Origin of the sequence: Streptomyces longwoodensis, from assembly GCF_001514125.1 — a bacterium.
GTDB lineage: Bacteria > Actinomycetota > Actinomycetes > Streptomycetales > Streptomycetaceae > Streptomyces > Streptomyces longwoodensis.
The window spans coordinates 85,792-98,383 of the sequence record NZ_KQ948566.1; the positions used below are offsets into that span (position 1 = coordinate 85,792).

Genomic DNA, 12,592 nt, shown 5'->3' on the forward strand with positions numbered 1-12,592 from the left:
GAGCCAAGGCGAGGACGGCGGGCATGACCGAGGACGCGAAGAGGCCGACCGTGGCGGAGCCCAAGCGCAGGACCCTGCTGGCCACCGCCGCCGCGGCGGCCGGGGCGTCCGCCGCCGTCGCGGCGGCCGCCCCCGCGTCGGCGGGCACCGGGGCACCGGCCCGGGCACGGCAGTCCACCGCGGTGGCCCGTCTCCTGGCCGTGCCCGCGGCCGGCCGCGGGGTCGCGTGGCTCCGGTCCGCCCTCCAGGTCGCCGTGGAGCTGGAGCTGTCCACCATCCCGCCATACCTGTGCGGCTGGTGGTCGGTGAAGGACCGCCGCTCGGACGCCGCGCGCCTGATCCGGCGCATCATCGACGACGAGATGTACCACCTGGGCATCGCGTGCAACCTCCTCGTGGCCGTGGGCGGGCGGCCCCGGATCAGGGCGGGGGCACCCACCTACCCCGGTCCCCTGCCCGGCGGCGTGCACCCGGGTGTCACCGTGTACCTGTCGGGGCTCACCCGGTCCTTCGTGCACGACGTGATGATGGCCATCGAGGCACCCGACGCGGCGCTCACGCGCGACCGTGGCACCTCCCCCTCCGTGGGCGACTTCTACACGGCCGTGCTGGAGGGCTTCTGGCTGGTGGCCCCGCACCTGTCCACCCACGGGCAGCTGGAGGCGCGCATCGGCTCGGACGAACTGCGGCCGGTCAGGACGCTCCTCGACGTGCAGCGTGCCATCGACGTCGTCAGGGAGCAGGGCGAGGGCACCGGCAGTTCACCGGACGACTCCTTCGCCGACGACCACCCGGCCCACTACTACGCGTTCAGCGAGATCTACCACGGCCGGCAGCTGCGGGTGACCGACCGGGGCTGGACCTTCAGCGGGCCGCAGGTCCCCTTCCCCGACACCCGCCCCATGGCCCGCGTCCCGGCCGGCGGCTGGTCCCGGCCGCCGGAGCCGGTACGGCGGCTCCTCCACCGGTTCGACACCACGTACACCACCGTGCTGACCTCCCTCGACGCCGCCTGGTCGGACGGCGGCCCCCGCTCCCTGGGCGCTGCCGTCCACGCCATGCGCGGCCTGGAGGAACCGGCCCTGCACCTGATGGAGACCCGCATCCCCGGCAGGCGGAGCACCTACGGCCCGCAGTTCCGCGCTCTGTCCTGACGCCGGCGAGTGCCGGCGTGACCCACGTGACGGATGTGGAGTGCGTGGTTTCCGGGTGGTGGGGGAGACGCGTCGTATGTCCTCGGTCCAGAACGCGCAGCCGGACACCGCCTCCGGCACCGGCCTCAAGAGAGCCCTCACCACCCCGCTGCTGTACTTCTTCATCCTCGGCGACGTCCTGGGCGCCGGGGTCTACGTCCTCGTGGGGCAGGTCGCCGCGGACGCCGGTGGGGCCGTGTGGGTGCCGCTGCTCGTCGCCCTCCTGCTCGCCCTGCTCACCGCCTCGTCGTACGCGGAGCTGGCCACGAAGTATCCCCGGGCGGGCGGCGCCTCCCACTACGCGACGAAGGCGTTCGGGCCATTCGCCGGCTTCATCGCCGGTTTCTGCATGCTCGCCGCCGGCGTCGTCTCGGTGGCCGCGCTCGCCCGGGGGTTCGGCGGCGACTACCTGTCGGCGTTCGTCGACCTGCCCGTGGCCGCGGTCGCCGTGGTCTTCCTCGCCCTGCTCGCCGCCCTGAACGCGCGGGGCATCCAGGAGTCGACGCGGGCGAACGTCGTCGCCACCGTGATCGAGGTCGGCGGGCTGCTGATCATCGTCGCGCTCGGCGGCTGGCTGCTGCTGCGGGGCGACGGCGACGTCGGCCGGCTCACCCAGCTCGGCTCGCCCGGCGAGAACGCGGCGCGTGCCGTGCTCAGCGGGTCCGTCCTCGCCTACTACTCGTTCGTCGGGTTCGAGACGTCCGTGAACGTCGCCGAGGAGACCCGCGACCCGCGGCGTTCCTACCCGCGCGCGCTGTTCGGCGCGCTGGCCACCGCCGGTGCCGTGTACGTCCTGGTGGGCATCGCCGCGTCGGCCGCCGTGCCCACCAGCCGCCTCGCCGCGTCCAGCGGGCCCCTGCTCGAGGTGGTCCACGCGGCGGGCGGCGTGCCTCCGCGGCTGTTCAGCGCGATCGCGCTGGTGGCCGTCGCCAACGGCGCGCTGCTGACGGGGATCATGTCCTCGCGGCTGGCCTTCGGCATGGCCCGCGACGGGCTGCTGCCCTCGGTGCTGACGCGCGTGCTGCCCGCCCGCCGGACGCCCTGGGTCGCGATCGCGGCCACCACGATCCTCGCGATGGTCCTCGCGGTGACCGGTAGCGTGGCCGAGCTGGCCTCGACGCTGGTCCTGCTGCTGCTCGTCGTCTTCCTCATGGTCAACGTCGCGGTCCTGGTCCTGCGCCGTGACACCGGTACGGCGGACCACTTCCGCACGCCCACCGTGCTGCCCGTGCTGGGAGCGGTCTCCTGCGTGGTGCTCGCCACCCAGGTCGAGGCCGAGGTCTGGTGGCGGGGGCTGGTGGTGCTCGCGGTCGGCGCCGTGCTCGGCGCGATCAGCCACCGCGCGGCCCAGCGCAAGGCCGCCTCGACGGCGTGACGGCCGGCCCGGCACCTGTTCCGCCCAGCCGCAACTCCTGCATCCAGTAAGCGTTGGGCAGGGCACGCGTGCACATCCGGCCCCCGCGGATACGCGAGTGAGCCCCGGTCTCCCCTGGTCCGGGGCTCACGGTGTCTTCGGCGCCGTCGCGCTCGGAGCGACCTGTGGCAACGGAGACTTGCCGAATGCGGTTGTAACAGGTTCTGTTACGATCAAGCCCGAGGGTACGGGAGGTGGAGTCCGACATGAGTGCCAACAGCAGGCTGACCATCGCGGCGCACGCCCTGACCTGGATCGGGTTGTATCAACGACGTGGTCACGAGGTCGCCACCTCCGAGCAGATCGCGACGAGCGTCAACACCAACGCCGTGGTGATCCGCCGCCTGCTGGGTGAGCTGCGCAAGGCCGGCCTGGCCGAGTCACGCCGAGGTGCGGGGGCGGGCTGGATGCTCACGCGGGACCTGGCGGCGATCACTCTGCTCGACGTCTATCAGGCCATCGAAGCGGGGCCGGTATTCGCCCTGCATCGCGCGACGCCGGACCCCGAGTGCGTCGTGGGCCACGGCATCGGGCCGGCACTGACCGCCGTGTACGACGACGTGGAGGCCGCTCTGCGCAGGGAGCTGGCGAAGACCACGCTGGAGGACGTACTGCGGGACGTCTTGAAAGCCGCCTGACCTCGGGCCGCGCACTTCCCCTGACCGAGGGGAGCCGCCTTCCGCACCCAAGAACGTAACCAAAATGGTTACATCGATGAAGAGAGGGAAGCAAGGACGATGACAACAGACACCCAGAGCTCGCGGACCGTGGTCGAGAGGTTCCTGGAGCGCCTCGGCCGGCAGGACCCCGACGGCATCCAGGAACTGTTCTCCCAGGACGTCGACTGGCATGTCCCCGGCAGTGGCGCGCTGCCCTGGACCGGTCGTCGCACCCGTCGGGAGGAGATCGCACCCTACTTCTCCACGATGTGGCAGTACTTCGCGCCCGGCGAGAGCAAGGTCGTGCTGGAGCGCTTCATCGTCGACGGTTCTGACGTGGTGCTGCTGGCGGTCTTCACACACACCGCCGCACCCACCGGCAAGAGGTTCACCACACCGGTGGCCATGCACCTCACGATCGAGGACGGCCGGATCGGTCGCATGCACCTGTACGAGGACACGCTGACCGTCGCCGAGGCGTTCGACGCCGGCTGAGCGCAGGGACTCCTTACTGATCGTTTCAGAATGAGTTGAGCTGCGGTCGGCAGGGTGTCCGAGGTGCGTGCTGATCTCGCTTCTGACGACCTGTGGGAGGGGGTTGCCCCGTTGCTGCCGCCCGCTCCCTCGGTCTCCTCACCCTTCCGGACGAGGACCACGGGACGAGTGGCCCTGGCGACCACGCCTTGGGCGACGGAGCCGACGAGGAACCCGGTGAAGCCGCTGAGGCCGCGCGAACCCAGCACCAGCAGGTCGGCCCGCTCGGCGGCCTTCAGCAAGGCCGCGGTAGCCGGGCCGTCGACCTGCTCGCCGGTGACGAGCACGTCGGGTACGACACTGCGCATACGCTCCACCGCCTGCCGCAGGGCGCGGGGCGCCGGCTGCCGCTGCGCGGCGTTCGCGGGCTCGCCGCTGTGTCCGCGCGGGTGCCGGTCCCGGACGTGCACCAGTCGCAGCGGCCGGTCACGACGCAGTGCCTCGCGGGCGGCCCACTCCGCGGCGGCGAGGCTCTCGGCCGATCCGTCCACTCCGGCGATGACGGGCGACAGCATGATGCGCACCTCCTGTGCTGGATCTGCTCCTTACCGCCGGCGTCGTCCCGGGGTGACCTGTGCTGTGACGCCGGCCGACGTCGACGGTGACTTCACACCGTCGAACTCACTTTCCCGCGTACAGGTCGAAGACGATCCGGGCCTTGATGTCGCCACGCAGTACGGCGTCGATGGACTCGTTGACGGAGGCGAGCGGACGGGTCTCGTAGATGACCTTGGTCCGGCCGGCGGCGTGGAGCTGGAAGACCTCGGTGAGGTCCTGCCGCGTGCCCACGATCGAGCCGATGACGGACGTGCCGTTGAGGACCGTGTCGAAGATCGGGACCTGGATCGTGCCGTGTGCGGGCAGCGCCACCATGACGAGCCTGCCGCCGCGCCGCAGGCCGGCGCTCGCGGCCTCGAACGCGGCCGGGTTCACCGCGAGGGCGATCGCGGCGTGGGCGCCGCCGTGCTTCTTCAACTCCTTGCCGACGTCCTGTTTGCGGGCGTCGATGACGAGGTCGGCTCCGAGTTCGCGGGCGAGTGCGAGCTTGTCGTCGGTGACGTCGATGGCAGCGACGGTGGCTCCGGCGATCTTGGCGTACTGCAGGGCGAGGTGTCCGAGGCCGCCGACGCCCGAGATCGCGACGAGCTGGGCGGGCCGGACGTCCGCGACCTTGAGTGCCTTGTACGTGGTGACGCCGGCGCAGGTGAGGGGGGCGGCGTCGAACGGGGTGACGCCCTCGGGCACCGGCTGGGCGAAGTCGGCCCAGGCCAGCATCTTCTCCGCGTATCCACCGTCGCAGCCGTACCCGGTGTTGATCTGCTGCTCGCACAGCGTCTCCCAGCCGGACAGGCAGTGCTCGCACCGCCCACAGGCCTTGCCGAGCCACGGCACGGCGACCCTGTCCCCCACGCCCAGGTGGGTGACGCCGTCGCCGAGCTCCTCGACGAGGCCCACTCCTTCGTGGCCGGGCACGAACGGCGGAGTGGGCTTGACGGGCCAGTCGCCGTGAGCGGCGTGGATGTCGGTGTGGCACAGGCCGGAGGCCTCGACGCGGATGCGGACCTGACCGGGGCCCGGCTCGGGGTCGGGGCGCTCCTCGATGACCAGGGGCTCGCCGAAGGCTCGTACGACTGCTGCCTTCATGATCTGTTCTCTCCTCCGGAAGGGTGCGTCAGTCGTGGGTGACGACGGCGACGGGGGCGGTGGAGTGGTGCAGGACGGCGTGGGTGACAGTGCCGATGTGGGCGCCGACGGCAGAGCTGCGGATGCGGCGTCCGACGACGACCAGGGAGGCTTCGAGGGAAGCGTCGATCAGCAGGAGCGAGGGGCTGCCGTAGTGCGACTGCTCCACGACGTCGACGTGGGGATACTTCTGCCTCCAGAGGCCCAGCACCTCGCTCAGGATCACGGCGTCGCCCCTCGCCATCTCCCGCTCGACGGCGGGCTCCAGGGCCATGCCGTAGGCGTAGTAGGGCGGCGGGTTCCAGGCGTGCACGACCCGCAGCGGCACCGAGCGCCGCGCCGCGGCCTCGAAGGCGAACCCGATCAGCGTCTCGTCGGGATCGGCGACGTCGAGGCCGAGGACGACGGGACGGAGTGCCGTGGCCGTGGAGGGAGTTCCGGTCGGGTGCGTCCGGTGCTCAGCCGCGGTCTGCTCGCCGGCCCGGACCAGGACGACGGGCCGTTCGGTGTGCGCCACGACCGCGAGCCCGACGGAGCCGACCAGGAAGCCACCGATCCCGCCCAGGCCACGGGAGCCGAGGACGAGCATCTCGGCATCCTTCGCCGCATCGACCAGGGACTGAGCCGGTCGTCCGGTGAGTTGCTCGGTGCTCACCTCGATTCCGGGGTGGCGCCGTCGCAGGCCCTCGGCGGACTCGCGGGGGATCCGCTCGGTCCAGTGCCGGTGCGTCTCGGGGCCGAGGAGCGGTGCCTGGGCGATGGACTCGGGGACGGGCTCCCAGACGTGGACGAGTCTCACCGTCAGTCCGCGCAGTTCCGCCTCACGGGCCGCCCATTCCGCGGCGGCGCGGCTCTCGGGTGAGCCGTCGAGGCCGACGGTGATGGTGCGGGGCATGTTCTCCACCTCCTGATCCGGGACCCCGACGGGGTCCCGGATCCAGCGTCGTGTCCAGGGGTTCTTCATGGCAGGGGCCGCTGGTCCTTCACCGGGGACCAAGAGCCCCTCACAGGCCGCCGGGACGGGCCCGGGGCGATGTGCCCGTCTCGCCGGGTGCGGGGGTCAGCGCAGCCAGAGGTGGTCGCGGACGATCGGCAGCCGCGCCCACGGCCGGCCCAGGCCCCAGGTGGCTCCCGCTCCCGCTGCCGCCAGGGCGATCAGCGCGACGGCGTAGATCACGTGGTAGTCGGTGAACGGGTTCGTCGACATGCTGGGCGCGCCGTTCGGCAGGTGCTTGGCCGGCGGCCACTCGGCGAGCCACATCAGCGCCATCATCGCCGTGCCCGCCACCGCGGCCGGCCGCAGCGCCACACCTGCCATGACGGCCACGCCGATGCCGAGCAGGCCGAGCATGAACAGCCAGTCCGCCCAGGGGTCGCCGGCCCAGGAGTGGAACGTCGACTCCATCGGTCCGGCGGCGACGGAGCTCAGGAAGCCCTTCGTCGGTGATCCGCCGTCGATCCAGCCCTTGCCGGAGGCGGTCGCGTAGCCGAGTCCGCAGGTCTTGTCCAGGAAGGCCCACAGGAAGACGAATCCGGTCAGGATGCGCAGGGAAGCCAGGGCGTACGCCTGCGCGGTGTGCGAGCCGAGACGTGTCGAAGCGGCGGACCGGGTGCCGGAGCCGGCTCGGTTCCAGCGGAGGGCGGCCGGCAGGTGGAAGCCCGGGTCCCGGTGGGGGTGCTCGTGCACGGCCATGATGGTGATCCCTTCGGGGAGGGGTGAATCGTCGTCCTTTTGACGTGTCCCACTCTCGTCCGATGCCCGGCACCGCGCCCGATGCCGAAGGTCTCCGGCCGTTGGGCTGAACGTCCCTGCAGGCGGCGCCAGTTGGCTTTCGGGTGTCGAACCGGCAGGCCACCGGGACGACTTGCGTCCGCTCCTTGCCCACACCAACTCCGTCGCCAGGCGCCGGACTTCGCCGCGGTCGAGGAACTGTGGCGGGAAGTCACCAGCCGTGGCTCGGTGTTCGCTCTGGTGCGGCGAGCAGGAGGCGCGCCGCCACGGCGGAGCGCCACGCTCCACGGGCCGTCAGCCGGCAGTGAGGTCCTGCCGGACCAGGGTGCCCGACCTGCCGTGGACGGTCTCGTAGGCCGCGTCCAGGGCACCGATCGCCGCCAGGAATCACCGTTGTGCGGCTCACCGTCGACGACGAGGCCGGCGGCGCCACCTGATCGCGGTCCTCCGCAAAGCCACGCGGCTTCTCACGCCGCGTTCGGCACGAGCCGCCGCTGCCGGCCGGGGCGCCCGTCAAAGGTGCGGGACCACCGCGACCGGTGCGGTGGCATGGTGCAGCACCGCGTGGGTGACCGGGCCGATCGCCGCCCCGATCGCCGCGCGGCGCCGACGGCGGCCGACAACGAGCAGGGACGCGTCGCGCGAGGCCTCCACGAGGTGCGAGCCGGCCCTGCCGATCACGGCCTGCTCGGTCACCTGCACGCCGGGGAACTCGTGCCGCCAGGGTTCCAGCGCCTTGGACAGGGCACGGTGCATGTCGCCGGTGAGTTCGTCGTGCAGTTCGGCGTTGAGGTCGCCGCCGTGGTCGTAGTAGGGCAGGTCCGGGCACCGGCCATGGACGACGCGCAGTCCCGCGGCACGCTGCGAGGCGGCCTGGAAGGCGAACTCGATCACAGTGTCGTCCGGAGCCGCGGTGTCGAGGCCCAGGACGACGTCGCGGAACGGTGCGGCCCCGGATGCGAAGGCGCCGGTATGGTGTTCGTCCTCCGGGCGCAGGCCGCCCCTGACGAGGACGACGGGCTGAGAGCTGCCCGCCACGACCGCCTGGGCGACGGAGCCGGCCAGGAAGCCGGTCACGCTGCTCAGGCCGCGAGAGCCCAGCACCAACAGGTCCGCTCGGCCGGCCGCGCCGAGCAAGGCGGGTACGGGTTCTTCGGCAAGACGGTCGGTGATGATCCGCAGACCCGGATGACGCCGCGCGACGGTCGCCTCGGCCTCGCGCAGCATGTGGTCCGCCCAGCGCATCTGCGGATCCTGGCTCAGGGACGTCCGGGGTACTCCGTCCGCGGATACGTGCACGTACGGCTTCGGACCGACGGCGTGGACCAGGCGCAGTGGGACGTCGCGGAACAGGGCTTCCCTGGCTGCCCAGTCGGCGGCGGTCAGGCTCTCCGGGGACCCGTCCAGGCCTGCGGTGATGGTGCGGGGCATCTCGGTCTCCTTCGACGTCACTAAGTCAGGAAGTCAGTCTTGGGACAGTGCACTTGGGACAGGAGAGGCCCGACGTCCCCGTGCAGGGGTCCTCGCCGGCGGTCAGGCGGAGAGGTGCACGCCGTACACGGTGCGGCCCGCGACGAGTTCGCGCCCGGTGACCAGTTCTGGCTCGATGCGCACGAAGACCTCCTCGGGCGAGGGAGCGTAGGAGTTCGGGGTGACCCGCTCCAGGCGTGTCGCCTCGGCCGGATCCGTCACGATGCCGGCCCGGCCGGTGACGACGACGCTCCAGCCGGAGTGCGTGTCCGCGTCGACCTCGTCCGCCTCGAAGGCGACGACAGCGCCGTCGACCGCGTGGGCCAGCTCCGATGCCGTCGACGTGCGCAGGAGCACCGCTCCGTCGGCGTCCAGGCCGAAGTTGACCGGCGTGACCGCGGGCAGCGCCTGATGCGTGTAGACGATCCGGCCGACAGGAGCCATCACCAGCAGGCGCAGGCACTCCTGACGGCCGAGTTCACGGAAACCATCGTTCGGGTACATGGGTCAGCCCGTCTTTCGCCCGGTGGAGGAGGTCACACTCCAGGCTGAGCCCGTCGGCGGCCGCGGGTGAGGGCCACGGGTCCCGCCCTGGCCGGAGAGCGGCCCGAGGAGGTGGGGCGGCGGAGGGCCGGACGGCCTTTCCGGCACACATCCCAACCGGATAGTCCATCCGCATGCATGCTACCGTTGGGAACCAAGCGGATGACCTATCCGCTTTTTGCCGGAGTGGAGGGGCACATGAAGAAGACAGCGGTGGTCACGGCTGGCACAGGGGGCATTGGCTTGGAGACGGCGCTGGGGCTGGCCGGTGCAGGGTTCGCGGTCATGGTGATCGGGCGCGACCCCGGGCGGGGAGCCGAGGCCGTCGAGCGCATCAACGCGACGCGACCGGAGCACCCGGCCCGGTTCCTGGCCGCGGACCTCGCCTCGCTCGACCAGGTGCGTGCGCTCGCCCGGACGATCGCGGACGGTCACGCCGCCTCCGGGGAACCGCTCACCGTGCTGGTCAACAACGTCGGGGCAATGTTCGCCGAGCGCCAGGACCGGAACGGTGTCGAGGCGTCGTTCGTCGTCAACCACCTCTCGCCCTACCTGCTGACCGAGCTGCTGCTGCCCACACTGACGGCCGGTGTGCCGAGCAGGATCGTGAACGTGACGTCGGGCGCGGTCACCGTGGCCAAGCGCGTGTTCGACGAAGTCGAGCCGCCGGGCGGCTACTACGGCTTCCACTGGTACGGTCGCGCGAAGCTCGCCAACCTGGCTTACACCTTGGACCTGGCTGACCGGCTGGACGGCACCGGCGTCTCGGTCTTCGCCGCCGATCCCGGAGGGGCCGCGACGGGCATGACCAACGGCACCATGACCGACCCGAAGATCGTCTCACCCGCCCTACGACTGCTGTGGCCCCTGGTGCGCCGCACGTTCGAGCGCTCGACCTCGGGTCCGGCGTCCGCGGCGGCCAGGTCCTCCATCGTGGCCGCCACCGACGAGACGCTGACGGGCCGGACCGGCCTCGTCATCGGCGCCCAGGCGCACCCGGTCGCCCCGCACCGGGCGGCGGCCGACCCCCGCGTCGCCGAAGCCGTACGCCGACTCAGCGAACGGAACGCGCCGCTGTTTCCCGCCTGAGCGTCGTACGCGCGGCGCGGCGCTGTGAGCATTGGGCGGGCGGCGCACCCATCCGGATGAACCATCCGATTAACATGGGCTGATGACGACGCCCCTACGCAAGGACGCGGCCCGCAACTGGCAGCGGATCGTCTCCGTCGCCCGCGACCTGGTCGACGAGGGCACACCGTTGCAGCTCAACGACGTCGCACGCCGGGCCGGCCTCGGGGTCGGCACCGTCTACCGCCACTTCGCCACGCCCGAGGCGCTGCTGGAGACCGTAGCCGCACCCTGCATGGAGGCCCTGGCCGCCCACGGGCGGCAGGCGCTGACCGACACCGACCCCTGGCGCAGTCTGACGGGCTTCCTCTTCCACGTCGTCGAAGCACAGGTGACCGACGCGGCCCTGCCCCCCGTCGTCGCCGCGCCCACGGACGCCGTACCGCGCACCACCGAGCTCAAGCAGTCACTGGCGTCGGTCGGCGCCACCCTCCTCGCTCGGGCCCGCGATGCCGACGTGGTCCGCCCCGACCTCACCGCCGTCGACCTCGTCCCGCTCATGTGCGGCATCGCCCACGCCGTGAGCGTCCACGGCGGTAGCCACGCCGACCGGGTCGACACCGCACACCGCTACCTCGCGGCCCTCCTCGAGGGCTTGCGCACGACACCACCCGGCGCGTGAGCCACCCGCCCCGCAGTGCACCGACACCCTCCAGGCGCGCCCACCCAGCACCGGTCCTGCACGGAGGGAAGCCTCGGGGGCGCTGCGGGCGCACGGTGTGCCACCCTGCGCCCGCAGCGTTCACGCATCAGTCGATGACGTCAACGACCTCGCCGAGGTCGACGAACTTGAAGCCGGTGGCTTCGCGGTCGCCGTCACCGGGGGTCTCCTGGCCGTCCTGGACGACGAGCAGTCCGTCGGGGTAACGCGCGCCGAGCGGGGCGTTGAGAGCGGCGGCGCCGTCGCAGACCTCGGAGCCGTCGAGGGTGGCGGAGGCCGCGGCGATGCGGAAGGCGTTCTCGTACTCGTTGTCCTCGTCGCGTTCGCGGTCGTAGGCGACGAAGGTGTTGTCGCCCTGGCTGGAGGCGAGCAGGTAGCCGTCGCCGTCCGGCTCGGTGACCAGGGTCAGGCCCTCGACGTCGGCCGTCAGGTGCGTACCGCCGAAGCCGGGGTCGGCGCCGGGCGTGCATTCCTCGGTCTGCTCGTCGTACGTGCCCGGGACGCCGTACTCCCGCACCTTGTCGATCAGGGTCGGCGTGCCGGTCAGGCCGGCGTCGATGCGCCAGATACCGACGTCCTCCTGCCCCGCGTACAGAGTTCCGTCCACCGGGTCGACGACCATGCCCTCGACCTGCGGCAGCTCGCCCGGCTCGGCGCACGGCGTCCAGGAGGCGCCGTTCGGCATCCGGAAGGACGACGGCAGGTCCAGGGCGCGGACCTGCCGGTAGTCGACCGTGCCGGCCGGAGTGGCGATCAGCTCCAGCAGGGCGATCCGGGTGCGGTTGCGCCGGCTGACCAGGGCGTAGGAGCGGCCGGTGGTGCGATCGGTCCAGGTGGCCAGGCCGTACGCGGTCTGCTGCTTGTGGATCTCGGTCTGGTCGGCGGAGAACACGGGCCGCACGCCCGGGTCGGTGACGTCGGTGAGCGGGCCACCGGACTTGTTCCGGTCGATGCGGTAGATCCGCAGCCGGTCGTTGCCGCGGTCGCTGACCACCGCGACGTCCGCGCGCACGCCCCCCAGACGCAGGCCCTGCACCAGGTCGACGTTGTTGAAGCGACCGGGCTTGCCGTCGGCGCCCGGACCGGCCGGGGCGGGGACCGACTGCACCTGGCGCGCGTCCAGGTCGTAGACCCGCAGGCCGCCCTGCTTGGCGGTCGCGATCACCAGGCTGCGGTCCGGGTCGGCGGCGTTGCGCCAGATCGCCGGGTCGTCCGCATTGGCGTTGCCGCCGGCCTCGTCGTCGAACAACGGCGCGGTCTCGGCCTTCGGCCGGACACTGTCCGGCCCGGAGGCCTGTGCCGTGGGAGCGAAGCAGGTCGCCAGTGCCGTGCAGAGAGCGATCGCGGAGGCGCGAGGTGCCAGACGTGTCGTCACGTTATTCCCTGTATGAGGTGGTTTGTTCCGTCGAGGGAGACACTCTCGGTCCCCGTTGTCATGCGCCTGACTGAAAGGTGACGAGTTGTCGAACACCTCGCGAAGACCAGCAGAGCGAGGACCAGGCCGCCCTCGCCGGCCCTCTCAGACCTGCGGCCGCCCCCGCGGTCGCGGCCTCACCGTGAGGACCGACCAGGGCC

The 12,592-nt window shown here is 71.9% G+C and carries 12 protein-coding genes and 1 pseudogene; 6 read left to right on the top strand and 7 right to left on the bottom strand.

Annotated elements, in window-relative coordinates:
• Nucleotides 1–23: 23 nt before the first annotated feature.
• The 4 genes from AQJ30_RS34195 to AQJ30_RS34210 all read left to right on the top strand — a co-directional run bounded on the left by AQJ30_RS34195 (nucleotide 24) and on the right by AQJ30_RS34210 (nucleotide 3,761).
• Nucleotides 24–1,154 carry a ferritin-like domain-containing protein gene (locus AQJ30_RS34195; protein WP_067241629.1) on the top strand — a complete coding sequence of 377 codons (1,131 nt, stop codon included), beginning with the start codon at nucleotides 24–26 and terminating at the stop codon, nucleotides 1,152–1,154.
• A gap of 76 nt (nucleotides 1,155–1,230) precedes the next feature.
• Nucleotides 1,231–2,568, top strand: coding sequence for an APC family permease (locus tag AQJ30_RS34200; RefSeq protein WP_067241631.1), 1,338 nt, complete (start codon nucleotides 1,231–1,233; stop codon nucleotides 2,566–2,568).
• Between the two features lie 245 nt (nucleotides 2,569–2,813).
• Nucleotides 2,814–3,245, top strand: coding sequence for an Rrf2 family transcriptional regulator (locus tag AQJ30_RS34205; protein ID WP_067241789.1), 432 nt, complete (start codon nucleotides 2,814–2,816; stop codon nucleotides 3,243–3,245).
• A gap of 99 nt (nucleotides 3,246–3,344) precedes the next feature.
• Nucleotides 3,345–3,761 carry a nuclear transport factor 2 family protein gene (locus AQJ30_RS34210; RefSeq protein ID WP_067241632.1) on the top strand — a complete coding sequence of 139 codons (417 nt, stop codon included), beginning with the start codon at nucleotides 3,345–3,347 and terminating at the stop codon, nucleotides 3,759–3,761.
• A gap of 128 nt (nucleotides 3,762–3,889) precedes the next feature.
• On the opposite strand, the pseudogene AQJ30_RS37550 reads toward AQJ30_RS34210, so the two are convergent.
• From AQJ30_RS37550 to AQJ30_RS34240, 6 genes and pseudogenes are all read right to left on the bottom strand, one after another.
• Nucleotides 3,890–4,315: pseudogene (locus AQJ30_RS37550) on the bottom strand (universal stress protein); the annotation flags it as partial.
• Between the two features lie 106 nt (nucleotides 4,316–4,421).
• A complete protein-coding gene (gene adhP / locus AQJ30_RS34220; RefSeq protein WP_067241636.1) occupies nucleotides 4,422–5,444 on the bottom strand; it encodes an alcohol dehydrogenase AdhP in 1,023 nt (340 codons plus the stop codon).
• Between the two features lie 28 nt (nucleotides 5,445–5,472).
• The gene (locus AQJ30_RS34225) at nucleotides 5,473–6,378 is read right to left on the bottom strand and encodes a universal stress protein (RefSeq protein WP_067241792.1); all 906 of its coding nucleotides are present in this window, start codon (nucleotides 6,376–6,378) and stop codon (nucleotides 5,473–5,475) included.
• 165 nt (nucleotides 6,379–6,543) lie between these two features.
• A complete protein-coding gene (locus tag AQJ30_RS34230) occupies nucleotides 6,544–7,176 on the bottom strand; it encodes a hypothetical protein (RefSeq protein ID WP_067241638.1) in 633 nt (210 codons plus the stop codon).
• Between the two features lie 552 nt (nucleotides 7,177–7,728).
• The gene (locus AQJ30_RS34235; RefSeq protein WP_067241639.1) at nucleotides 7,729–8,646 is read right to left on the bottom strand and encodes a universal stress protein; all 918 of its coding nucleotides are present in this window, start codon (nucleotides 8,644–8,646) and stop codon (nucleotides 7,729–7,731) included.
• A 102-nt stretch (nucleotides 8,647–8,748) separates the two neighbouring features.
• Nucleotides 8,749–9,189, bottom strand: a complete 441-nt coding sequence (locus AQJ30_RS34240) for a pyridoxamine 5'-phosphate oxidase family protein (RefSeq protein WP_067241641.1) — start codon at nucleotides 9,187–9,189, stop codon at nucleotides 8,749–8,751.
• 237 nt (nucleotides 9,190–9,426) lie between these two features.
• Between AQJ30_RS34240 and AQJ30_RS34245 the strand changes: the two genes are divergently transcribed.
• Both AQJ30_RS34245 and AQJ30_RS34250 read left to right on the top strand, forming a co-directional pair.
• Nucleotides 9,427–10,317, top strand: a complete 891-nt coding sequence (locus AQJ30_RS34245) for an SDR family NAD(P)-dependent oxidoreductase (protein WP_067241643.1) — start codon at nucleotides 9,427–9,429, stop codon at nucleotides 10,315–10,317.
• Between the two features lie 82 nt (nucleotides 10,318–10,399).
• A complete protein-coding gene (locus AQJ30_RS34250; protein WP_211279160.1) occupies nucleotides 10,400–10,978 on the top strand; it encodes a TetR/AcrR family transcriptional regulator in 579 nt (192 codons plus the stop codon).
• 127 nt (nucleotides 10,979–11,105) lie between these two features.
• On the opposite strand, the gene AQJ30_RS34255 is transcribed toward AQJ30_RS34250, so the two are convergent.
• Complete coding sequence (locus AQJ30_RS34255) at nucleotides 11,106–12,392, bottom strand: phytase (protein ID WP_067241646.1); 1,287 nt, start codon at nucleotides 12,390–12,392, stop codon at nucleotides 11,106–11,108.
• Nucleotides 12,393–12,592 lie beyond the last annotated feature (200 nt).

Coding starts and splice junctions, on each gene's coding strand:
- AQJ30_RS34245 (WP_067241643.1), top strand. CDS start 9,427: ATGAAGAAGACAGCGGTGGTCACGGCTGGCACAGGGGGCATTGGCTTG.
- AQJ30_RS34235 (WP_067241639.1), bottom strand. CDS start 8,646: ATGCCCCGCACCATCACCGCAGGCCTGGACGGGTCCCCGGAGAGCCTG.
- AQJ30_RS34210 (WP_067241632.1), top strand. CDS start 3,345: ATGACAACAGACACCCAGAGCTCGCGGACCGTGGTCGAGAGGTTCCTG.
- AQJ30_RS34240 (WP_067241641.1), bottom strand. CDS start 9,189: ATGTACCCGAACGATGGTTTCCGTGAACTCGGCCGTCAGGAGTGCCTG.
- AQJ30_RS34195 (WP_067241629.1), top strand. CDS start 24: ATGACCGAGGACGCGAAGAGGCCGACCGTGGCGGAGCCCAAGCGCAGG.
- AQJ30_RS34225 (WP_067241792.1), bottom strand. CDS start 6,378: ATGCCCCGCACCATCACCGTCGGCCTCGACGGCTCACCCGAGAGCCGC.
- AQJ30_RS34230 (WP_067241638.1), bottom strand. CDS start 7,176: ATGGCCGTGCACGAGCACCCCCACCGGGACCCGGGCTTCCACCTGCCG.
- adhP (WP_067241636.1), bottom strand. CDS start 5,444: ATGAAGGCAGCAGTCGTACGAGCCTTCGGCGAGCCCCTGGTCATCGAG.
- AQJ30_RS34200 (WP_067241631.1), top strand. CDS start 1,231: ATGTCCTCGGTCCAGAACGCGCAGCCGGACACCGCCTCCGGCACCGGC.
- AQJ30_RS34205 (WP_067241789.1), top strand. CDS start 2,814: ATGAGTGCCAACAGCAGGCTGACCATCGCGGCGCACGCCCTGACCTGG.
- AQJ30_RS34250 (WP_211279160.1), top strand. CDS start 10,400: ATGACGACGCCCCTACGCAAGGACGCGGCCCGCAACTGGCAGCGGATC.